We start from the raw sequence: 22,098 nt of genomic DNA on the forward strand, positions 1-22,098 counted from the left end.
CCTTTATTGGGCAGGAACTTCGATGCGCCGAACCCGTGTCCGGTGCGGAAAATTGCCGCAGTATAACGTGCCCGGCATGACCGGGAGCAACCGCTTGGGCCAAAGGCGTAGGACGGCTAGGCAGGTGCCTGGCCGGCCGGTAGAGTGTCCCATTGGCGTTGTCACGGGATGGACCCCATGAACACTTCCACTACGCGGCTGGAGCCGCAGGCCTTGCAACGTCTGTTGCTGAGCCGCTTTGCCATGGCATTGGGTACCTATGCCCTGGCGTTGCTGCTGCTGGCCGTGGCGATCGTGACCGGGCATGGCCAGGTGCCGTTCGCCGTGCTGCAGCTCGGCGGCATTTCGCTCGCCTCCAGTCAACTGGCGTTCTTCCTGCTGCTGCGCAGCGGGCGCAACCTGCGCTTCCGCGATCCGGGGATGACCGAGGCGCAGGTGCTGGTAGCCCTGCTCTGGCAGACACTCCTGCTCGGCTGTCTGGACAACGAGGCCCGCGGCACCCTGCTGGTGTTCTATGTGCCGATCCTGCTGTTCGGACTCTTCCAGCTGCGTCCGCGCGCCTTCGTCCGCTGTACGGCCCTCGCCTTTGCCGGCTTCGTCGCGCTCGAATGGTGGGACTCCTTCTTTCAGGCGCAGGACGCCGCCGAGCCGCCTCTCCTGCAATTGGCAACCCTGTTCACCGTGCTCTTCTGGCTCTGCCTGTTCGGCCGCTACATCAATGCGATGCGCCAGCGCATGCGCCAACGACGCCATGCTCTGGTGGCGCACCAGAACACCCTGCGCGGGATAATGCGCCAGCTGGAGGATCAGGCTTCCACTGACGAGCTGACCGGGCTCTGCAACCGGCGGCATTTCCTGCGCCTGGCGGAGCGCGAGCTGGCCCAGTTGCCGGCCCAGGCCCAGTATGGCCTGGCCCTGATCGACCTGGATCATTTCAAGCGTATCAACGACCGCTATGGACACGCCGCCGGGGATCGGGTGCTGCAGACTTTCGCGACGCTGGCACAGGCCTGTCTGCGTGAGAGCGACGTGCTGGCCCGCTACGGTGGCGAGGAATTCGTGCTGCTGTTGCCCAATGTCAACCTGGATCAGATCTCGGTCTGCTGCGAGCGGCTGCGCGAGGCCTTCGCCGCCGCCGAGCCGCTAGGACTGTCGCTGGGCGGTCTCAGTCTGTCGATCGGTATGACCCGGTTGCAGCAGGGCGACAACCTGGACCTCGCCCTGCAACGTGCCGATCAAGCCCTCTATCGAGCCAAGCACAACGGTCGGAACCGCTGCGAAGCAAGCTGGGAGCCCAGCGACGCCCGAACCGATCGCCGCTCGGCATCCTCCTGAAAGGACATGGCCGCCCCCGGCGGCCATGTGGATCAGACCAGCGGCTCGCCCACGTGCAGGATTTTCATGCCGTTGGTGCCGCCGATGGTGTTGTAGCTGTCGCCCTTGGTGAGGATCACCCAATCGCCCGGCTCGACCACTCCGCGCTTGAGCAACTCGTCCACCGCCGCCTGGCTGAGCTTTTCCGGTGCCATGGCCGTCGGGTCGAAGGGCACCGTGTAGACGCCGCGGAACAGCGCCACCCGCGCCTGGGTCTCGCGGTGCGGCGAGAAGGCGAAGATCGGCACCGAGGAGCGGATACGCGACATGATCAGCGGCGTGTAGCCGCTTTCGGTAAGGCTGATGATCGCCTTCACGCCGGGGAAGTGGTTGGCGGTGTACATGGCCGCTAGGGCGATGCTCTCGTCGCAGCGCTCGAAGGTGTGGCCGAGGCGATGGCTGGAGCGGGTGCTGGTCGGATGGCGTTCCGCACCCAGACAGACGCGCGCCATGGCCTGCACCGCCTCCACCGGGTACTCACCCGCGGCGCTTTCCGCCGAGAGCATCACCGCGTCGGTGTTGTCGAGCACGGCGTTGGCCACGTCCGAGACCTCCGCGCGGGTCGGCATCGGGCTGTGGATCATCGACTCCATCATCTGCGTCGCGGTGATCACCGCCTTGTTGTAGCGCCGGGCATGGAGAATGATCTTCTTCTGGATGCCGACCAGCTCGGCGTCGCCGATTTCCACGCCGAGATCGCCACGCGCCACCATCACCGCGTCGCTGGCGCGGATCAGACCGTCGAGGGCGGCATCGTCGGCCACAGCCTCGGCGCGTTCGATCTTGGCCACCAGCCAGGCCTTGCCGCCGGCCTCGTCGCGCAGGCGCCGGGCCAGTTCCATGTCGGCGGCGTCGCGGGGGAAGGATACCGCCAGGTAGTCCAGCTCCAGCTCCGCGGCCAGCTTGATGTCCTGCTTGTCCTTGGCGGTCAGGGCCGGCGCGGTGAGGCCGCCGCCGCGACGGTTGATGCCCTTGTGGTCGGACAGCGGGCCGCCGATCAGCACCGTGCAGTGCAGCTCGTCGGCGCTCTTCTCGCGGACCAGCATGACCACCCGGCCGTCGTCGAGCAGCAGTTCGTCGCCGACGTTGCAGTCCTTCACCAGATCCGGGTAGTCGATGCCGACCACCTCCTGGGTGCCTGCATCGCGCGGATGGGTGACGGAGAAGCGGAAATGGTCGCCGACCGCCAGTTCGATACGCTTGTCGACGAATTTGGCGATGCGGATCTTCGGTCCCTGCAGGTCGCCGAGCAGGGCAACGAAACGACCATGTTTGGCGGCCAGTTCACGGACCAGATGGGCACGGGCGCGGTGTTCGTCCGCGCTGCCATGGGAGAAGTTCAGGCGGGCGACATCGAGCCCGGCGAGGATCAGTTGCTCGAGCCGCTCGGGCGAGCTGCTGGCTGGACCGAGGGTAGCGACGATTTTGGTGCGGCGGAACGTCATGCGGGACTCCTTATGGGACGCTGCCTGCGAGGCTACTACGCGCGGGGGCTGTAGTCATTGTCATGCCGCACTACCTTCCTCGGGCTGCGGCCTGAGCACCAGGAGGTCGCACTCCAGTGCCTCCAGTACCCGCTCGGCGGTGTTGCCGATCAGCGCGTTGTCCAGGTGGCCGCGGGCGATGGCGCCCATCAGCAGCAGATCGACCTGTCGATCGCGCACGAAGCGGGGGATCAGCTCCTCCGGATAGCCCTGTTCCAGGTGGCGGTGGCTGGCGGGAATCGCGTAGGGCGCGAGCAACTGCTCGAAGGCCATGCGGTGCTGCCGGCTGCCGCGCTCGACATAGGCGTCATAGGTGGCGACCAGCTCTTCGTCGAAGACCAGACTGCGCGGTAGCGGCGCGTAGCAGTGCAGGTAATGGGCGTCCAGCTGCAGACGCTCGGCCAGCTCGCGGGCCGTGGCGATCAGGCGGTGATCGAGATGGGCCGGCTTGTCGGCGCTGTGCAGCGGATCGAGGGCGGCGCACAGGCGTCGGCCCTGCCAGGGGCCGGGATGCACCAGCCAGAGCGGCACCGGACAATGGCGCAGCAGCTGCCAACTGGTGTTGCTCAGCAGCAGGCGCCCGAGCAGGCCGTGGCGGTGGGTGGCCGTATTGAACAGCAGATCCGGCTTCAGCTCCTCGGCCCGGCTCAGGATCGTCCTGTGCAGTGGCTTGCCCCAGCGTGTCTCGACCTGCACCTGCAGGCCATCGGCGCGCAGCGGAGCGGCTAGCGCCTCGAGGCGCGCACGGCGGTGGGCGAGCAGCGCAGTGCGTGCCTGCTCGGTCTGCCGGTCGTCGAACAGCAGGCTGTTGTCCAGAGCTGGTTCGAATTCGCAGGCCAGCAGCTCCACAGCTGCGCCGGTACTGCGAGCCAGCCAGGCGGCCCGCTCCAGGGCCGGCTGGGCCTCCTGGGTGAGGTCGATCACGACGAGCAACTGGCGCAGGTTCATTATTGTCTCCTTGGCTCTTGGCAGCGCAGTGCACCCGGGCGGCGGCCGGGATGTCCGATGCCTAACAGACTAACTCAAGCGAGATATCTCGTTGCCATGGGAGCATAAAAGCGAAACGGCTTGTCAGATAGTGGGACACTGGTTCCTGAGCGATCTTGGCGTCATACTCAAAAACCGGACTAGCGATTTGTCATAAATCATGCCTATCCAGCGCCGTATCGAACGTCACCAACTGCCTTACTATCTCAAGGTGTTCAATCGGGTCACCGATAAGCCCATGGGTTACATCGGCAACATTTCCCGCGAGGGGCTGATGCTGATCAGTCCGTGGCCGATGCTGGTGCTCGCCGAATTCGACATGCGCCTGAAGATCCCTGGGCGCGAAGGTCAGCAGCACTACATAGACTTTTCCGCCACCTGCCGCTGGACCCGCGAGGACGTGACGCCCGGCAGCTTCGACTCGGGTTTCGAGCTGGCCGACCCGCCCAGCGGATACCTCGACCTGGTCGAGGTTTTGCGCCAGTACTTCACCTTCCATCCCAACGCCGCTTCGGCTTAGAGCACTCCGCCCCGCTTCCAGGCCAGGTAGCGGCCGATTAGCTCGGGGCCCAGCTCGGCGGGACGCACGTCGAGCAGCGGTATGCCCGCAGCCGCCAGGCGCTGGTGCAAGGTGGCGCGGGCGTTCAGATAATCGATCGTGCCGCAATAGGCCAGGGCGTCCGCATGACTCTCCACCGGCGTGTGGCGCAGCCGGTCGAGCACTTCCTCGCGCAGGCTGGCGACCAGCACCCGATGACGGCGGCCCAGGCGGCGGACTGCCGCCGGCAGCTCGCCGTCGTCCTCGTCGCGCAGGTTGCTCAGGATCACCACCAGGGCGCGGCGGCGCTGGCGCTTGAGCAGCAGGTTGGCCGCCGCGGCGAAATCTGCCGGACGGCGGGTGGCTTGCAGGTCGTAGACGGTGTTGAGCAACGCATTCAGTTGGGCATCGCCCTTGGCCGGAGCCAGGTAGCGGTCCTGATCGCCGGCGAGGGTCGCCAGCCCCACCGCATCGCCCTGGCGCAACGCCACGTAGGCGAGCAGCAGGCAGGCGTCAAGGGCATGGTCGAGGTGGGCGAGTTCGCCGTCCCGGCTGCGCATGTGCCGGCCGCAGTCGAGCAAGAAGAGGATCTGCTGATCGCGCTCGTCGCGGTACTCGCGCACGATGGGCGTGTGCTTGCGTGCCGTGGTCTTCCAGTCCATCTGCCGCAGGGTGTCGCCGTCGCGGAATTCGCGCAGTTGGTGGAAGTCCTGGCCGAGGCCGCGGCGCGGCAACTGGCGAATGCCGAGACGGCCGAGCCAGGTGTCCACCGCCATCAGCCGGGCCCGGCAAAGGCGGCTGAAGTCCGGATAGACGCGGGTTTCTCCAGGCAGTTCCAAGCGGCGACGCCCCTGCCAGAGTCCGAGCAGGCTGGGCAGGCCGATCTCACAGCATTGGAAGCGGAAGTGTCCGCGCTCGAGCGGCCGGATCCGGTAGCCGCACTCGGTCGCCTCGCCGGGCCGCAGTTTCAGGCGCAGCGGCAGCGGCTCGCCGTGCATGCCGGGCGGCAGGTGGTCGAAGATTTCCACGGACACTGGCAGGCGGTAGTCGTGTTCCAGGTCGAGGCGCACCTCGCCCCAGCGGCCCTGCGGCAGATGGCCCGGCAACTGGCGCTTCAGGCGGGGCGAGGGGCGCCAGTGCAGCCCGGCGGCATCCAGACCGGCGAGCAGCAGCAGGGCGAGCAGCAGCCCCCACCAGAGTGTCGCGAAGGCCGGCGATCCTTCCCCGTACAGGGCCGAGCGGAGGCCGAGCGGCAGGGCGGCGAGGAGCAGCGCGGCGAGCAGGGCGAGGAGCCGGCGCGTAGGTTTCATGGCCGTGGCGCCGCGACCTGGTCGAGCAGTTGCAGCAGTACCTGGTCCACCGAAAGGCCCTCGATGTCCAGCTCCGGCGCCAGGTACACGCGATGGCGCAGCACGGCCAGGGCGCAGTCGCGGATGTCGTCGGGGGTCACGAAATCGCCGCCGCGCAGCAGGGCGCGGGCCCTGCCGCAACGCACCAGGTCGATCGAGGCGCGCGGCCCGGCACCGAGGATCAGGCCGGGCCAGTCGCGCGTCCGGCGCACCAGACGCACGGCGTAGTCGAGCACCTGCTCGTCGAGCGGCAGCTCGCTGGCCAGTCGCTGCAGCGCCAGCACGTCGGCCGCCTGCAGCAGGGGCCGCAATGGGGTGACCTCAAGCATGTCGGCACGCGGTGAGCGGGCGACCTGGCGGACCAGGTCCAGCTCGTCCGTGGCTTCCGGGTAGTCCATGCGCAGCTTGAGCATGAAGCGGTCCAGCTCGGCCTCCGGCAGCGGATAGGTGCCTTCCTGCTCGATCGGGTTCTGCGTGGCCAGCACCAGGAACGGTTGCGGCACCGGCAGGGCACGGCCCTCCAGGGTCACCTGGCGCTCCTGCATGACCTCCAGCAGGGCCGCCTGGGTCTTGGCCGGTGCGCGGTTGATTTCGTCGGCGAGCAGCAGATGGGTGAACACCGGCCCCTTGCGCAGTTTGAACTGTTCGCTGGCGAGGTCGTACACCGCATGCCCGGTGACATCGCTGGGCATCAGGTCGGGGGTGAATTGGATGCGCCCGAAGTCGCCGTCGAAGCAGCGTGCGAGCGTGCGCACCAGCAGCGTCTTGCCGAGTCCCGGAACGCCTTCGACGAGGACGTGGCCGTTGGCGATCAGCGCGGTCAGCAGGTCGTCGATGGCCGCCTGCTGGCCGATCACCGCCTTGCGGATCTCCGTGCGCAGGGCCTGGAGCAGCTGGCCGGCCTGCTGGCGGGAGAACGTCGGGGGAGTGCTTGCATCGTTCATAAGGCGTTCCTGAGTCGTTGCAGGTCGGCGACCTGGCGGGTGAAGTCGGTGGCCGGCAGCGTCTTGCCCGGCGGCTGCATGAGCCGGCCGATATGCTCGGCCGGCAGGCGCCCGAGCCGGGCCAGCAACTGCCACTGCGCCTCCTCGGACAGCTCGGCGAAGCGCGGATCGCGCTGGCCGGCACGCCGCCGGATGTCCTGCTGCAGGCCCTGCAGCAGGCTGGCCTGGCCGCAGCGGTGGAGCAGGAAGTCGGCGCCGGCGCGCAGGTGTTCCTCCAGTTGCCGGCGCGTGGGGCCGGCGGCCGGCAACGGCGGGCCCTGACGCAGCCCGGCGCGCCACGCCAGGGCGCCGGCGAGAAGGGCCAGGGCCAGCAGGGCGGCGGGGAAATGGCGCAGCAGCAAGGTGGCCAGGCTGTCGCCGGCGACCCGATAGGCGAGGATGACCTGACTGTCCCGGCTGAGATACCAGAGCAGCCAGGCGTGGTCGTGAGCGCCGATGTTCGGATTTTCCCAGATCCAGGCATCGGTCAGCACCGTGGCGTCGCCCTGACCGTGGCGCACTCGCAGCAGGTGAGTGGCTTCGCTGCTGTTGGCCCAGGCGTAGGCGCGGTGGCGGCTGTCGTAGAGGTGGAAGGCGGGGTCGAAGGCCAGATAGGCCGGCTTGCGCTCGTTCTGCACGTAGAAGCGGGCCAGTTCCGCGGGCTGCCGCTCGTTGTCCCGCGGCTCGCCGATCGCCAGGTCCGCGCTGAGGTGCTGCTGGATGCCCAGCCCGTCGAGCAGCGGGTCGCCGCTGCGGTCGGCCTTCTCGTCCCACAGCCGTTCGGCGACGAACACCAGGTGTCCGCCGGCGGCGGTCCACTCGAGCACCCGCTCGGCCTGGCGCGGGGTCATGTGCTCGCGGCTGCCGAGCAGCAGCAGGGTCTGGGCGCGTCCAGGGCGTGCCGCGAGGCTTTCCAGGCCGCTGGCGCGCTGCACCTCGAGGCCCTGGCGGCGCAGGAAGAGTTCTGCGGCCAGATAGGGATTGGCGCGGGCCTGCGACGTCGGGCCGCGCTCGACGATTTCCCGGTAGGGATGCAACTGGCCGAGCAGCCAGGTCCCCAGCAGCGCCAAGGCCAGCCCGGCGCCTGCCAGGGCGAGACGGCGCCCCCCGCTCATGCCGTGCCCACGGCGCCGAACTGGCGCTGCCAGGCGGCGAGCAGTTCGTCTTTCAGCTCGGCCGGCGGCAGACGCCCGCCGTAGGCGAAATTCTGCCAGTGCCAGGTCAGGGTTTCGGCGAGCTGCTGCAGCTCGCGCTGCTCCAGCCGGGAAACCCGGCGCAGGATTTCGCCCTCGGTATCGGCCTCGCGCAGCGGCAGGCGGTAATCCGCGCGCAGGTGTTCGAGCAGGCCGCGGTAGAGCAGGGCGAGTGCTCGCCCTGGATTCTCTGCCCACAGTCGTTCGGCCTCCGCGGCGATGTCGGCGGGCAGCACCGGCGGTGCGGGCCGGGGGGCGGAGTGCCGGGGCGGCAGCGGCGGGATGGCGCGCTCGGAGGGCTGGCGACGTCCGGCAAAGGCTGCCAGCCAGCCGCGGTAGCGCCAGGCCAGCAATAGGCCCCCCGCTCCGACGGATGCCCACAGGAGAATTTCCAGCGCCTCGGCCAGCCGGCGAACGAGGCCGGAGGACACGAGCGGCCGGGCCTTGGCGCTCGGCACCTGCGCCGGGGCGCCGAAGCGCCAGCGGGTGACTTCTTCGCGCCGACTGAAGGGCGGCTGTCCGAGCAGGGTCCGGATGTCCGCCTGGGCGGCTTGGTGGTCCAGCGTTTGCGCCGGCTGCGGCGCCGGCGACTGGGCCAGGGCCGTGCCGGGAGGCTGCAGCAGCGCCAGGCCGGCGGCGAGCAGCAGGATGCCGGGTGCGCTGCCCAGACGCCGACGCAGGCGCTTGAAGGCCACTTCGAGGTCCCAGGCCTCGAGGTGTACGCGGCGATTCAGGTAGAGGCCGAAGCCGCAGGCGACATACAGTGGCTCCCAGACCATCAGCGCCAGGGCATAGAGCCCGTTGGTCAGATGCTCCAGCCACAGCCGCTCCGGCGGCGTGTCCTCGAGCAGCCGTTGCCAGTCGAACTCGATACTCGCCTGCGCCGGCAGCAGCAGATAAAGGAAGCCCAGCAGGCCGAGCCACAGCGCCAGCTCCAGGTGCAGGCCGACCAGGGTCAGCCAACCGGCGCCGCGCTTGCCGCGTCCCGCCGCGAGCACGGCGCGGCGCTGCTGCAGCTCCCTGCCGGAGAGCCCCTCGAGCAGCAGCACCGGCAGATCGAAACTGCGGGTCGGGTTGAAGCGGCGCCGGGTCAGGCTGGCCAGCGTCTCTGCGCGGAGCAGGCCGGGCAGGGCGCGCAGGGCCTCGCCCAGGCGCGGTGTCGCGCCGAACAGGGCGCGGGAGAGGATGAACAGCGGCAGGCGCTCGCCGAGCGGCTTCAACCACCAGAAGATCAGCAGGACCCAGCCGGGACTCTCCCAGAGCAGCAGGCTGAGCAGAGCCAGCAGCGGCAGGGCGGGCAGCGCCCAGGCGAGCATCAGCAGGCCGGCGTGACGCTGCGCCAGCAATATGCCGAGATCCATGGCTTCCCAGGGGCTACGCGGGCGGAGCACCGCGATGCTGTCAGTCAGGCGCATGGCGCGTGCGTCCGGCGAGCAGGAAGTAGGCGGCCACCAGCAGCCAGAGCAGGATGCCGACCGCGTACTTGAGTGGCGCTCCGCTGAAGGTCATGGACGACCAGTAGGCCTCGACGAAGGCGGCGATCAGCAGCAGGAGCAGTACCCCGGCGACCAGTTGCACGCTACGCGCCGCAGCCCGGCGCAGGGCTTCGCTGCGGGTCAGGCGGCCGGGGGCGAACAGGGCGCCGCCGAGCTTGAGGCCGGCGGCGCCGGCGAAGGTGATGGCGGTCAGCTCGAAGGCGCCATGGCCGATCACGAACGGCCAGAAGGTACCGGTGTAGCCGATGCCGGTCAGATGGCCGGCCACCGCACCGATGGTCAGGCCGTTGGCGAGCAGGAAGAGCAGGCTGCCGAGGCCGAACAGCAGGCCGCTGGCGAAGGTCTGGAAGGCGATGCCGAAGTTGTTCATGACGTAGTAGCCGAACATCATCCAGTCGGCCGCGGAGCTGCGTTCGCCGAAGCGGCCGAGACGGCTGGCGTCGGGATCGTAGAGGGCCTCCATCTGCGCCACCTGCTCGGGAGCGAGCAGGCTGTAGACCAGCTCCGGAAAGCAATAGACGAGCAGGCCCATGACCGCCAGGCTGCCGTAGAACAGCAGGCTGGCGACCAGCACCAGGCGCCACTCCTCGCGCACCAGGCGCGGGAAGCCGCCGAGCAGGAAACCGATGCAGCGCGCACCCAGAGGGCTGCGATGGCGGTAGAACTGGCGGTGGCCGCGCAGGGCCAGCTGTTGCAACTGCTCGACCAGCCGGCTGCCGTAGCCGCGCTCCTCGGCCAGCGCCAGTTGCCGGCAGAGGCGCCGGTAGGCGGCGGGAAAGTGCCGGCTGTCCGCACCGGCTCTGCCATGCTCGAGGGCGTCGAGCTGGCGGGCGAAGGCCTGCCAGTCGGCCTGATGGCGCCGTTCGAAGGAGCCTTGCTTCATGACGGGCCCATGAGTTCGCGGGCGATGCCGAGCAGCCGGGCCTCGGCCTGTTCTTCCGGCACTTGCAGCGGCCCGGCGAGAATCTCCGCCAGTTCGCGGCGGCGTCCGGCGGACAGCCTGGTCCGGCGTTCGGCGAAGGCGAGCAGGGCGCGCCGCTCGTCCGCCTGCAGGGCGAAGGGCACGGGCTGCGCGGCGATCTCGGGCAAGGCAGGGCGCGATTGCGCTCGTTCCCGGTAGACCACCAGGGTGCCGGCGGCCAGGTCGCCCAGGCGCTTGAAGGCCGGATGGGCGAGGCAACTGAGGATGCCCAGGGTGTAGCCGAACGGCAGCAGGTCGACGACGCGCAGCAGGTTGCGAGTCAGCGAGGCGGCCCAGCCGACCGGCGTGCCGTCGTCGTGCAGCACCTGCAGGCCGAGCAGCTGCTTGCCGGGCGAGCAGCCCTGGTTGAGCACTTCGAAGAGCACCATGTACCACCAGGTGACGAGGAAGAAGGTCAGGCTGGCCAGGCCCGTGCCCAGTTCGCCGAGCTGGCCGAGGAGCAGAAAGGCCAGCAGCAGGAGCAGCGCGCGGACCACCAGGTCGACGGCGAAGGCCAGCGCGCGCGGCACCAGGCCGGCAGGATGCAGCACGAGGTCGATGCCTTCCGGCGTCTCCACCAGGTAACGGGTATCCAGGGGCGGCTGCCGGACGGGGCCGGCAGCGGACGGGGCGGGGGACGCGGACATCGCTCGACCGTGCTCGGGCGGAAAGCCCGATGCTAGCCAGCCGCCGGCCGCCAGGCAACCGCCCCGGTCCGGAGCGGGGCGAATGGTAGACTTTCGCCATTCCATCGACGGGAACCCCCCAGTGACCTCCAGCATCTTCTGGTACGACTACGAAACCACCGGTATCAATCCACGCTGCGACCGTCCCCTGCAGGTGGCGGGGATCCGCACCGACGAGGAGCTCAACGAGATCGGCACGCCGCTGAACCTCTACTGCCGGCCGGCCGACGACATCCTGCCGCATCCGGCAGCCTGCCTGGTCACCGGCATCACTCCGCAGCTGCTCGCCGAGCGGGGGCTGTGCGAGGCCGAATTCGTCACCCGCCTGCACGCCGAACTGGCCCGCCCCGGCACCTGTACGGCAGGCTACAACAGTCTGCGCTTCGATGACGAAATCAGCCGCTACGCGCTTTACCGCAACTTCTTCGATCCCTATGCCCGCGAATGGCAGGGCGGCAACAGCCGCTGGGACCTGATCGACCTGCTGCGCACGGCCTGCGCCCTGCGGCCCGAGGGCATCCACTGGCCGCAGGAGGAGGGACGGGTCACGCTCCGTCTGGAGCGGCTGACCGCGGCCAACGGCATCGATCACGGCCAGGCCCACGACGCCCTGGCCGACGTGCGCGCGACCATCGCCTTGGCCCGGTTGCTGCGCGAGCGCCAGCCGAAGCTGTACGACTATCTCTATCGGCTGCGCAGCAAGCAGCGGGTGCTGGAGCAGATCAGGCTGCTGCGTCCCCTGGTGCACGTCTCCGGGCGTTTCGCTGCCGAGCGCAGCTATCTAGCGGTGGTCCTGCCGCTGGCCTGGCATCCGTCCAACCGCAATGCCCTGATCGTCTGCGACCTGCAGGCCGATCCGGCGCCGTTGTTCGATCTCGAGGCGGAAGTTCTGCGCCGGCGCCTTTATACCCGCCGCGAAGAGTTGGCAGACAATGAATTGCCGGTCCCTCTGAAACTCGTGCATATCAATCGTTGTCCGGTATTGGCTCCCTTGTCGGTATTGCGTGAAGAAGATATCGGGCGTCTGCAACTGGACATGGCAGAGTGCCAACGGCGTGTGGACTTGTTATGTGCGGCTCAAGGGCAGTGGCAGAAAAAACTGTCGCAGATTTATAGCGGCGATGAGTTTTCCGCCAACGAGGACCCGGAACAGCAGTTGTATGGCGGATTTCTGGGGGAGCGGGACCGGCGTCTTTGCGAACAAGTGCGCCAGGCCGAGCCACAAAGTCTGGGCAAGCAGAATTGGGGATTCGACGATGCGCGTCTTCCCGAGTTACTGTTTCGCTATCGGGCGCGCAATTTCCCGGAAACTTTGACGGCAGCCGAAGGTGAGACTTGGCGAGACTTCTGCCGACGGCGTCTGAATGACGCTGCCTGGGGGGCACCCAACACGCTGGGGGATTTCAATGCGCAATGGGAGCAACTGTTCGTCCAAGCGTGCAGCGAACATCGGTCGATACTGCAAGCGTGGCACGAATATGCACGGCAGTTGCGAGAGCGCTATGCCATGTAAGCTCTCGGACTGAGTCGGGACTTATAAAGGAACGCCAATAGTGCAGCGTTCCTTTGGAAATCCGGCAGTTTCGACTCAGTCGAGCAGAGTAGCCCAGCTTTCGACGACATCGGCACCGTACTGGGCTTTCCATTCCTTCAGGGTCTTGTGATTACCCCTTTGGTTTCAATGGTTTCGCCGGTATAGGGGTTCTTGTACTGCTTGACCTTGCGGGCGCGCTTGGTGGGCGCCGGAGCGGGCTTGGCGCTGCGTGCACCGCGCGCGGACTTGGCATCCGGATCGAGCAGGGCATTGATGTCGCGCAGGGACTTTTGATATTCGCCCATCAGTTTGCGCAGTTTGCTTTCGAATTCCAATTCCTTCTGCAGCTTGTCGTCCTGTGAAAGATTCTTCAGGCGCTCCTGAAGCTCCTTGATGGCTTCTTCGGTGGCACGGTATTCGTTGATCAGGGACATTTTACTTACCTTGAACCCCGGCAGGGGATTAGACGAGTTCTGGGACAATGATAGTCAGGCATTGTTGGCAAGTAAATATCCTGGAAAACTTTGTTCAACTTTAAGTTGCGGTCTTTGTCGCAGACTTCAGGAACTCGATACGGAAATAGCCGAGGCCACATTTTATAGGCCGTTAATACTTGGGCAGCACGCTCGAACGGGGTGCGATTCTGCCCGTGCTGGCCGTTTATAGCGTCGCCGCTACAGTCGGTGGGCACATGCCGAAAAACTCGAGTCCGCGGCTCGCAGGGTGCGAATAAAGGGTTTCAAAACAGTTCCGATCACGCTTTTTTCATGTGCTCTTTCAGTCCGCAACAGTATGGCGATATCCTCCTTTTATTCGCCGCTGCACTTAACCCGACTGTTGCGCGAACTACGACGGGTGCTTGTTGCCCGGTCTCCCCGGGACGCGCGCGAGTTACTGAAGTTTTCCGGCGCTGTGGCTAGAATGGCGCTTTCGCGAGTTCTGGAGTTGTTCCCATCATGCGTACATTTCGGCTGGTGATCGCTTGCCCCGACCGGGTCGGCATCGTCGCCAAGGTCAGTAGTTTCCTGGCCACCTATAACGGCTGGATCACTGAGGCGAGCCACCATTCGGATAGTCACAGCGGCTGGTTCTTCATGCGCCATGAAATCCGTGCGGACTCCCTGCCGTTCGATCTCGAGGAGTTCCGCCGTGCCTTCGCCCCGATCGCCCGGGAGTTCTCCATGGAGTGGCGGGTCACCGATTCGAGCCAGCTCAAGCGCGTGGTACTGATGGCCAGCCGCGAATCGCACTGCCTGGCCGATCTGCTGCACCGCTGGCACAGCGGCGAACTGGCCTGCGAGATTCCCTGCGTGATCGCCAATCATGACGACCTGCGCAGCATGGTCGAGTGGCATGGCATTCCTTATTACCATGTGCCGGTCGATCCGCAGAACAAGGAGCCGGCTTTCGCCGAAGTCTCGCGGCTGGTCCGCGAGCATGCCGCCGACACCGTGGTGCTGGCCCGCTACATGCAAATCCTGCCGCCGCAGCTGTGTCAGGAGTTCGCCATGCAGGTGATCAACATCCATCACAGCTTCCTGCCGTCCTTCGTCGGCGCCCGGCCCTATCACCAGGCCTCGCTGCGCGGGGTGAAGCTGATCGGCGCGACCTGCCACTACGTCACCGAGGAGCTGGACGCCGGCCCGATCATCGAGCAGGACGTGGTGCGCATCACCCACCGCGACAGCGTCGAGGACATGGTGCGCCTCGGCAAGGACGTGGAAAAGATGGTGCTGTCCCGCGGCCTGCGCTATCACCTCGAGGACCGCGTGCTGGTGCACGACAACCGCACGGTGGTGTTCGCCTGAAGCTGTCCTGAGGCGGGGAGGGCAGGCCTGGCGGCAGCATGCCCTGCCGGAACTGCCGAAAGACCCGCCTGCCGCTTTTCCCGGCGGAGTCGCCTGCGCCGGTTCGTCCATTGGGGGCGCCCATGCTCGTCGACAACCGCATCAAGTTCCGCCATCTGGTCAGCTTTCTCGAAGTGGCCCGTCAGCGCAGCTTCGTCAAGGCGGCGGATACCCTGGCGGTATCCCAGCCGGCGATGTCCAAGACGCTCAAGGAACTGGAAGAGATCCTCGATTCCCGGCTGTTCGAGCGCGGCAAATCCGGGGTGTCGCTGACTCCGGCAGGGATCGCCTTCCTGCGTTATGCCGGGCCCTGCGTGCAGGCCCTGCGCGACGGCGTCAACACCCTGCGCGGCGACAGCCAGGCCGGCGGGGTGGTGCGCGTCGGCGTGCTCTCGACGGTGGAGAGCCAGGTGGTGCCGGAGGTGGTGCTGCGCCTGCACCGCAATCACCCGGCGCTGGTGGTCAGCGTCGCCACCGGCCTCAGCGCCTACCTGCTCGCGCAGCTGCGGGTCGGCGAGCTGGATCTGGTGGTGGGGCGGATGACCGACAGCCCGGAAATCCGCGGGCTGACCTTCGAGCACCTTTATAGCGAGTCCATGACGCTGGTGGTGCGGCCCGGGCACCCGTTGCTCGAGGCCGATCTGGCCGATCTGGCGCCGCTCGGCGACTACCCGCTGATCCTGCCGCTGGCCGGCACCACCATCCGCCAGTATGCCGAGAGCTTCTTCGTCCAGTGCGGCATTCCCCTGCCGGCGCAGCGCCTGGAAACCCTCTCGCCGGTGCTGAGCCGGCGCTATGTGCTGTCCAGCGATGCGCTCTGGCTGGCGCCGCTGGATGCGGTGCGTCTGGACCTGCAGGCCGGCGAGCTGCTCGAGCTGCGGCTGGGCGCGCGCGAGGCGGGCGGCTCGATCGGCTTCTGCTGGAACTCGGCGCTGCCGCTGCCGCTGGCTGCGCAGTGGTTCTGCGACGAGCTGCGCCAGGTGGCCAGGGAGCTGAGCGGGAGTGTTGATACATAACCATTAGGTTATGTCTGTGGGCGTTCTTTTCAATTTTCATCGGGCTGGGGCAGTGTGACACTTTGCCTCGCGTAGCCGCCTTGCGGTTCTAGCGACTCCACAATCCCAAGAACAAGGAGCCTGAGATGTCCGAGCTCGATACCCGCCGTTTCGTCGCCCGTGACCGGAATTGGCAGCCGAAAGGTTATACCCCGGATTACAAGACCACCATCGCCCGCTCGCCGAGCCAGGCGTTGGTCAGCATCCCGCAGTCCCTCTCGGAGACCACCGGTCCGGACTTCACCCATCTGAAGATGGGCAAGTACGACAACGACCTGCTGCTCAACTTCAACCACGGCGGTCTGCCGGTCGGCGAGCGCGTCATCATGTGCGGCCGGGTGGTCGACCAGTACGGCAATCCGGTTCCGCACACCCTGGTGGAAATGTGGCAGGCCAACGCCGGCGGCCGCTACCGTCACAAGAACGACAGCTACCTGGCACCGCTGGACCCCAACTTCGGCGGGGTCGGCCGCACCCTGACCGACGCCGACGGCTACTACTTCTTCCGCACCATCAAGCCGGGTCCCTACCCGTGGCGCAACGGCCCCAACGAGTGGCGGCCCTCGCACATCCACGTGTCGATCAGTGGCCCGTCGATCGCCACCAAGCTGATCACCCAGATGTACTTCGAGGGCGATCCGCTAATTGCGAAGTGCCCGATCGTCCGCACCATCGCCAACCCGGACGCCGTGGAAACCCTGATCGGCCGTCTGGACCTGAGCTCCAACGTGCCCATGGATTGCCTGGCGTACCGTTTCAACATCGTGCTGCGTGGCCAGCGCCAGACCCGTTTCGAGAACCAGTGAGAAGGAGCCGACCATGAACTATGAACTGCTGCCGGAAACCCCCTCGCAGACCGCCGGTCCCTACGTGCACATCGGCCTGGCCGGCGCCGCCGCCGGCAACCCGACCCGCGCACAGGAAATCTGGAACGAGATGGCCAAGGATGACGCGCCGGGCGAGCACATCATCCTGATCGGCAAGGTGGTCGACGGCAACGGCCACCTGATCCGCGACTCCTACCTGGAGCTCTGGCAGGCCAACCACGAAGGCGTCTACGACACCGCCTACGACCTGGAGAAGTCGTTCAACGGCTTCGCCCGCACCGCGACCACCTTCGACGCCGGCGAGTGGACGGTGAAGACCGTCAAGCCGGGCGTGGTGAAGAATGCCGCCGGCAAGCCGATGGCGCCGCACATCAGCGTCTCGCTGTTCGCTCGCGGCATCAACATCCACCTGCAGACCCGCATCTACTTCGACGACGAGGTCGAGGCCAACGCCGCCGACCCGGTGCTCAACCTGATCGAGCAGCCGGAGCGCCGCAAGACCCTGATCGCCCGGCGCTGCGAGGTGGACGGCAAGACCGCCTACCGCTTCGACATCCGCGTGCAGGGCGAAGGGGAAACGGTGTTCTTTGACTTCTGAGGTCATGCACCGACCGGCGCCCGCGCAAGCGGTGCGCCGGCACTTCGCGGAGCGACTGGCGGCGTCGGGCTTTCAGGCCGACGCCGCGCAGTCGTCTGCGCTCGATGCGCTGACCGACTGGCTGGAGAGCCTGCTGAGCGGCAAGCGCGGCTGGCTGCGCCGGCCCGTCGGCGGCCTCTATCTGTGGGGCGGGGTGGGGCGCGGCAAGAGCTTCGTCATGGACTGCTTCTTCCAGGGGGCGCCGCTGGCGGCCAAGCGCCGGGTGCATTTCCACGCCTTCCTGCAGGAGCTGCAGGTGCGCCTGCTGGCCCACACCGGGCAGCCCGATCCGCTGGCGCGGGTCGCCGCGGAGCTGGCCGGCGAGGTGCGCCTGCTCTGCTTCGACGAGTTCCACGTCCACGACATCGGCGATGCCATCCTCCTCGGGCGTCTGCTCGAGGCGCTGCTGCAGGCGCAGGTCGGGGTGGTGGTCACCTCCAACTATGCGCCGGCCTCGCTCTGCCCGAACCCGCTGCATCACGAGCGCTTCAGGCCGTTCATCCGCGCGCTCGAGAAGCACATGCGCATCGTCGAGCTGGACGGCGGGGTCGACTACCGCTCCCGCAGCGTCCGCGACTGGGGCCAGTACCACTGGCCGGAGTCGCCGCAAAGCCTGCAGGACTGGCGCCGCGAGCTGGGCCTGGACATGCCGGCGGCGCCGCTCGCGGTCAACCGGCTGAACCTGCAGCCGCTCGGCCAGGACGCGCGCAGCCTCTGGCTGGACTTCGCCGCGCTGTTCCCGGTGCCGTCCTCGACCCGCGACTACCTCTGGCTCTGCGCGCGCTTCGAGCGCATCGCCATCAGCGGGCTGCCCTGTCTGGACCGGCATTCGCCGGACGTCCGGCAGCGCTTCCTGAATTTCGTCGACATCGCCTACGACGCCGGCATCGAACTGCTGCTGAGCAGCCGGACGAGCCTGGACGAACTGTGCCGCGAGCGGGTCCACGAGGACTTCGCGCGCACCCGCAGCCGCCTGGCCCAGCTCCGGCCGCGGGCCCTGGCGGAGGCGTAGGGCGCCGCCGGGCGCTCGATTGTGATCGCCCGGCCACTGGCCGATAATCGAGCATGTCGTATCGCCTCTCGTCGCATCGTTCCGGGGCGAGCCAGTCAAGGAGACCCCATGAGTGAGTCGCGTCAGGCCGTGCCCACCCTCGCGCCGCCGCCGTACATTTCCCCCGCCAAGCGCATCGAGGCCCTGAGCGGCGATCCGAACTTCATGACCTCCCTGGCCCGCGGCCTGGCGGTGATCGGCGCCTTCCAGGAGCGCAAGCGCCACCTGACCATCGCCCAGATCAGCCACCGCACCGAGATCCCGCGCGCCGCCGTGCGCCGCTGCCTGCACACCCTGATGAAACTCGGCTTCGCCACCACCGACGGGCGCACCTACTCGCTGACCCCCAAGGTGCTGACCCTCGGCCACGCCTACCTGTCCTCCACGCCGCTGGCGGTGTCCGCGCAGCCCTACCTTGACCGCATCAGCGAACAGCTGCACGAGGCCTGCAACCTGGCCACCCTGGAAGGCGAGGAGGTGCTCTACATCGCCCGCTCGGCGATTCCCCAGCGGCTGATCTCGGTCGACCTCAGCGTCGGCAGCCGGCTGCCGGCCTACTGCACCTCGATGGGCCGCGTGCTGCTTGCCGCGCTGGACGACGTCAGCCTGCAGGAGTACCTGGAGCACGCCGACCTGCTGCCCAAGACCAGCCGCACCCTGCACACCCGCGAGGCGCTCTGGGAGTGCCTGCAGCAGGTGCGCCGGCAGGGCTGGTGCATCGTCGACCAGGAGCTCGAGCAGGGCCTGCGCTCGCTGGCGGTGCCGGTCCAGGACTCCTCGGGACGGGTGCTGGCGGCGATGAACGTCAGCACCCATGCCGGGCGGGTGACCATCGCCGAGCTGGAAAAGCGCTACCTGCCGATCATGCTGGGCGCCAGCCGCGAGCTGAGCGCCCAGCTGTTCGCCTGAGGGGGCGGCAGCCCTCCGCCCGGTCGGCCGCCAGGCAATGCCAGCGGCGATCCGCTCGTTCGATAGTGGCCTCACAAGCTGTTCGATAAACGAACGGATTGGCGATTATCGGATTGTTCCGCCCCTTCCTTCTCCGTAACTTGACTCGAAACCGCGCCGCCCCCGGCGCAGCCGATCCCCGACAAGAGCAAGTACGAAATGGCCGAGATCATCACCCTGCGTGAAGCGGTGCAGCGCTTCGTCAACGACGGCGACACCGTTGCCCTCGAAGGCTTCACCCACCTGATTCCCACCGCCGCCGCCCACGAGCTGATCCGCCAGGGCAAGAAAGACTTGACCCTGGTGCGCATGACCCCCGACCTGGTCTACGACCTGCTGATCGGCGCCGGCTGCGCCAGGAAGCTGATCTTCTCCTGGGGCGGCAACCCCGGCGTGGGCTCCCTGCATCGCCTGCGCGACGCGGTGGAGAAGGGCTGGCCGCAACCGCTGGAGATCGAGGAGCACAGCCACGCCGACCTGGCCAACGCCTACGTGGCCGGCGCCTCCGGCCTGCCGTTCGCGGTGCTGCGCGCCTACGCCGGCTCCGACCTGCCGAAGGTCAACCCGGTGATCAAGAGCGTCACCTGCCCGTTCACCGGCGAAGTGCTGGCCGCGGTGCCCTCGGTGCGCCCGGACGTCACCGTGATCCACGCGCAGAAGGCCGACCGCAAGGGCAACGTGCTGATCCAGGGCATCCTCGGCGTGCAGAAGGAAGCCGCGCTGGCCGCCAAACGCGCCATCGTCACCGTCGAGGAGATCGTCGACGACCTCAAGGCGCCGATGAACGCCTGCGTCCTGCCGACCTGGGCGCTGAGCGCAGTCTGCCTGGTGCCCGGCGGCGCCCATCCGTCCTATGCCCACGGCTACTCCGAGCGCGACAACCGCTTCTACCAGGACTGGGACCCGATCGCCCGCAGCCGCGAGAGCTTCACCGCCTGGATCGATGCGTTCATCCGCGGCACCGCCGACTTTTCCGGCTTTCAAGAAAAAATGGGGCAGGCCAAGCTGGCCGCCCAGGAGGCCAAATGATGACTTACTCCACCAATGAAATGATGACCGTCGCCGCCGCCCGCCGCCTGGGCAACGGCAGCGTCTGCTTCGTCGGCATCGGCCTGCCGTCCAAGGCCGCCAACCTGGCGCGCCTGACCCACGCCCCGGACGTGGTGCTGATCTACGAATCCGGCCCGATCGGCGCCAAGCCCTCGGTGCTGCCGCTGTCGATCGGCGACGGCGAGCTGGCCGAGACCGCCGACACCGTGGTGCCCACCGGCGAGATCTTCCGCTACTGGCTGCAGGGCGGGCGCATCGACGTCGGCTTCCTCGGCGCCGCCCAGGTCGACAAGTTCGGCAACATCAACACCACGGTGATCGGCGACTACCACCAGCCCAAGGTGCGCCTGCCGGGCGCCGGCGGCGCGCCGGAAATCGCCGGCAGCGCCAAGAAGGTGCTGATCATCCTCAAGCAGTCGCACCGCACCTTCGTCGACAAGCTGGCCTTCATCACCTCGGTCGGTCACGGCGAGGGCGGCGATCACCGCAAGCAGCTCGGCCTGCCCGGTGCCGGTCCGGTGGCGATCATCACCGACCTGTGCATCATGGAGCCGGAAGCCGGCACCCACGAATTCGTCGTCACCGCCCTGCACCCGGGCGTGACCCGCGAGCAGGTGGTCGAGAACACCGGCTGGGCGATCCGCTTCGCCGATAAGGTGGCGGTCACCGAGGCGCCGAACGAGACCGAACTGACCGCCCTGCGCGAGCTGGAGGCCCGCACCGCCGCCGCCCACGGCCAGGCCGGAGGTGAGGAATGAGCCGCGACGTCTTCATCTGCGACGCCGTGCGCACGCCCATCGGCCGCTTCGGCGGCGCGCTGGCCGCGGTGCGCGCCGACGACTTGGGCGCGATTCCGCTCAAGGCCCTGCTGGCGCGCAACCCGCAGCTCGATCCGGCGGCCATCGACGACCTGTACTACGGCTGCGCCAACCAGGCCGGCGAGGACAACCGCAACGTGGCGCGCATGGCGCTGCTGCTCGCCGGGCTGCCGCCGAGCGTGCCGGGGGTGACCCTCAACCGTCTGTGCGCCTCGGGGCTCGACGCGGTGGGCACCGCCTTCCGCGCCATCGCCAGCGGCGAGATCGAGCTGGCCATCGCCGGCGGCGTCGAGTCGATGAGCCGCGCGCCCTTCGTGATGGGCAAGGCCGACGGCGCCTGGTCGCGCAACATGAAGATCGAAGACACCACCATGGGCTGGCGCTTCATCAACCCGTTGCTGAAGGCCCAGTACGGTGTGGAGGCCATGCCGCAGACCGCCGACAACGTGGCCGAGGACTACGGCATCTCCCGCGCCGACCAGGACGCCTTCGCCCTGCGCAGCCAGCAGCGCGCCGGTCGCGCCCAGGCCGAGGGTTTCTACGCCGAGGAAATCGTCCCGGTGGTGATCAAGGGCAAGAAGGGCGATACCGTGGTGGATAGCGACGAGCATCCGCGTCCGGACACCACGCCCGAAGCTTTGGCCAAGCTCAAGCCGGTCAACGGCGAGGGCAAGACCGTCACCGCCGGCAACGCCTCAGGCATCAACGACGGCGCCGCCGCGATGATCCTGGCTTCCGCCGAAGCGGTCGCCAAGTACGGCCTCAAGCCGCGCGCCAGGGTGCTCGGCATGGCCGCCGCCGGCGTGGAACCGCGGGTCATGGGCATCGGCCCGGTGCCGGCGGTGCGCAAGCTCTGCGAGCGCCTGAACCTGGCGGTCGCCGACTTCGACGTGATCGAGCTGAACGAAGCCTTCGCCGCCCAGGGACTGGCCTGCCTGCGCGAGCTGGGCATCGCCGACGACGATGCGCGGGTCAACCCCAACGGCGGCGCCATCGCCCTCGGCCACCCGCTGGGCATGAGCGGCGCGCGCCTGGTGCTGACCGCCCTGCACCAGCTGGAGAAGTCCGGCGGCAAGAAGGGCCTGGCGACCATGTGCATCGGCGTCGGCCAGGGCCTGGCGTTGGCCATCGAGCGCGTCTGAGCCGGTTTGGCCTGTCGATGGTGGAGAACGCTGCGCAACTGTCCGCCCTGCGAAACTGCAACGGTGCAATGGAGTAGGGTGGACAACGCCGCAGGCTTGTCCACCATGGTGGATGGCTTCGGCCATCCACCCTACGGC

The 22,098-nt window shown here is 67.8% G+C and carries 20 protein-coding genes and 1 pseudogene; 12 read left to right on the top strand and 9 right to left on the bottom strand.

Translation table 11 applies throughout. The annotated features are described in order from the left end of the window. Window positions 1–177: 177 nt before the first annotated feature. Entirely contained in the window at window positions 178–1,335 is a 1,158-nt protein-coding gene (locus tag Atro_RS19185; protein ID WP_497924836.1) for a GGDEF domain-containing protein, read from the top strand. Between the two features lie 32 nt (window positions 1,336–1,367). On the opposite strand, the gene pyk is transcribed toward Atro_RS19185, so the two are convergent. Together pyk and Atro_RS19195 are read right to left on the bottom strand one after the other, a co-directional pair. Further along, window positions 1,368–2,819, bottom strand: coding sequence for a pyruvate kinase (gene pyk, locus Atro_RS19190; protein WP_497924838.1), 1,452 nt, complete (start codon window positions 2,817–2,819; stop codon window positions 1,368–1,370). Window positions 2,820–2,879: 60 nt separating this feature from the next. Next, a complete protein-coding gene (locus tag Atro_RS19195; RefSeq protein WP_497924840.1) occupies window positions 2,880–3,806 on the bottom strand; it encodes a universal stress protein in 927 nt (308 codons plus the stop codon). Window positions 3,807–4,005: 199 nt separating this feature from the next. Between Atro_RS19195 and Atro_RS19200 the strand changes: the two genes are divergently transcribed. Beyond that, the gene (locus Atro_RS19200) at window positions 4,006–4,365 is read left to right on the top strand and encodes a PilZ domain-containing protein (protein WP_497924842.1); all 360 of its coding nucleotides are present in this window, start codon (window positions 4,006–4,008) and stop codon (window positions 4,363–4,365) included. Here the strand turns inward: Atro_RS19200 and Atro_RS19205 are convergent. Genes Atro_RS19205 through Atro_RS19230 form a run of 6 tightly spaced genes read right to left on the bottom strand, consistent with a single transcriptional unit; the run spans window position 4,362 to window position 11,012 of the window. Then, window positions 4,362–5,693, bottom strand: a complete 1,332-nt coding sequence (locus Atro_RS19205) for a DUF58 domain-containing protein (protein WP_497924844.1) — start codon at window positions 5,691–5,693, stop codon at window positions 4,362–4,364. The genes Atro_RS19200 and Atro_RS19205 overlap by 4 nt on opposite strands. Next, window positions 5,690–6,676, bottom strand: a complete 987-nt coding sequence (locus tag Atro_RS19210) for an AAA family ATPase (protein ID WP_497924846.1) — start codon at window positions 6,674–6,676, stop codon at window positions 5,690–5,692. The genes Atro_RS19205 and Atro_RS19210 overlap by 4 nt, the downstream gene beginning before the upstream one ends. Beyond that, the gene (locus Atro_RS19215; protein WP_497924848.1) at window positions 6,673–7,830 is read right to left on the bottom strand and encodes a DUF4350 domain-containing protein; all 1,158 of its coding nucleotides are present in this window, start codon (window positions 7,828–7,830) and stop codon (window positions 6,673–6,675) included. Before Atro_RS19215 ends, Atro_RS19210 begins: the two co-directional genes overlap by 4 nt. Beyond that, entirely contained in the window at window positions 7,827–9,323 is a 1,497-nt protein-coding gene (locus Atro_RS19220; protein ID WP_497924850.1) for a DUF4129 domain-containing protein, read from the bottom strand. The genes Atro_RS19215 and Atro_RS19220 overlap by 4 nt, the downstream gene beginning before the upstream one ends. Further along, a complete protein-coding gene (locus tag Atro_RS19225; RefSeq protein ID WP_497924851.1) occupies window positions 9,310–10,287 on the bottom strand; it encodes a stage II sporulation protein M in 978 nt (325 codons plus the stop codon). The genes Atro_RS19220 and Atro_RS19225 overlap by 14 nt, the downstream gene beginning before the upstream one ends. After that, window positions 10,284–11,012 (bottom strand): RDD family protein, encoded by a 729-nt coding sequence (locus Atro_RS19230; protein ID WP_497924853.1) that lies wholly within the window; start codon window positions 11,010–11,012, stop codon window positions 10,284–10,286. The genes Atro_RS19225 and Atro_RS19230 overlap by 4 nt, the downstream gene beginning before the upstream one ends. A 121-nt stretch (window positions 11,013–11,133) precedes the next feature. Here Atro_RS19230 and sbcB point away from each other — a divergent pair, with 121 nt between their 5' ends. Next, window positions 11,134–12,564 carry an exodeoxyribonuclease I gene (sbcB, locus tag Atro_RS19235; RefSeq protein ID WP_497924855.1) on the top strand — a complete coding sequence of 477 codons (1,431 nt, stop codon included), beginning with the start codon at window positions 11,134–11,136 and terminating at the stop codon, window positions 12,562–12,564. Between the two features lie 75 nt (window positions 12,565–12,639). Here the strand turns inward: sbcB and mvaT are convergent. Further along, window positions 12,640–13,019 (bottom strand): annotated as a pseudogene (mvaT, locus tag Atro_RS19240) (histone-like nucleoid-structuring protein MvaT). Window positions 13,020–13,541: 522 nt separating this feature from the next. On the opposite strand from mvaT, the gene purU reads away from it, so the two are divergent. The 9 genes from purU to pcaF all read left to right on the top strand — a co-directional run bounded on the left by purU (window position 13,542) and on the right by pcaF (window position 21,960). Further along, on the top strand, window positions 13,542–14,393 hold the full coding sequence (gene purU, locus Atro_RS19245) for a formyltetrahydrofolate deformylase (protein ID WP_497924858.1): 852 nt from the start codon (window positions 13,542–13,544) through the stop codon (window positions 14,391–14,393). 122 nt (window positions 14,394–14,515) lie between these two features. Then, window positions 14,516–15,448, top strand: a complete 933-nt coding sequence (gene pcaQ, locus Atro_RS19250; protein WP_497924859.1) for a pca operon transcription factor PcaQ — start codon at window positions 14,516–14,518, stop codon at window positions 15,446–15,448. Window positions 15,449–15,573: 125 nt separating this feature from the next. Next, window positions 15,574–16,293 (top strand): protocatechuate 3,4-dioxygenase subunit beta, encoded by a 720-nt coding sequence (gene pcaH / locus Atro_RS19255; RefSeq protein WP_497924861.1) that lies wholly within the window; start codon window positions 15,574–15,576, stop codon window positions 16,291–16,293. 13 nt (window positions 16,294–16,306) lie between these two features. Beyond that, the gene (gene pcaG, locus Atro_RS19260) at window positions 16,307–16,912 is read left to right on the top strand and encodes a protocatechuate 3,4-dioxygenase subunit alpha (protein ID WP_497924863.1); all 606 of its coding nucleotides are present in this window, start codon (window positions 16,307–16,309) and stop codon (window positions 16,910–16,912) included. A gap of 4 nt (window positions 16,913–16,916) precedes the next feature. Further along, the gene (gene zapE / locus Atro_RS19265; protein WP_497924865.1) at window positions 16,917–17,963 is read left to right on the top strand and encodes a cell division protein ZapE; all 1,047 of its coding nucleotides are present in this window, start codon (window positions 16,917–16,919) and stop codon (window positions 17,961–17,963) included. A 108-nt stretch (window positions 17,964–18,071) separates the two neighbouring features. Continuing rightward, on the top strand, window positions 18,072–18,911 hold the full coding sequence (locus Atro_RS19270; RefSeq protein WP_497924867.1) for an IclR family transcriptional regulator: 840 nt from the start codon (window positions 18,072–18,074) through the stop codon (window positions 18,909–18,911). A gap of 198 nt (window positions 18,912–19,109) precedes the next feature. Next, the gene (locus tag Atro_RS19275; protein ID WP_497924869.1) at window positions 19,110–19,979 is read left to right on the top strand and encodes a CoA transferase subunit A; all 870 of its coding nucleotides are present in this window, start codon (window positions 19,110–19,112) and stop codon (window positions 19,977–19,979) included. Beyond that, window positions 19,976–20,758, top strand: coding sequence for a CoA-transferase subunit beta (locus Atro_RS19280; RefSeq protein ID WP_497924871.1), 783 nt, complete (start codon window positions 19,976–19,978; stop codon window positions 20,756–20,758). The genes Atro_RS19275 and Atro_RS19280 overlap by 4 nt, the downstream gene beginning before the upstream one ends. Further along, on the top strand, window positions 20,755–21,960 hold the full coding sequence (gene pcaF / locus Atro_RS19285; RefSeq protein ID WP_497924873.1) for a 3-oxoadipyl-CoA thiolase: 1,206 nt from the start codon (window positions 20,755–20,757) through the stop codon (window positions 21,958–21,960). Before Atro_RS19280 ends, pcaF begins: the two co-directional genes overlap by 4 nt. Window positions 21,961–22,098 lie beyond the last annotated feature (138 nt).

The sequence above is a fragment of the Azotobacter tropicalis genome (genome assembly GCF_059739045.1).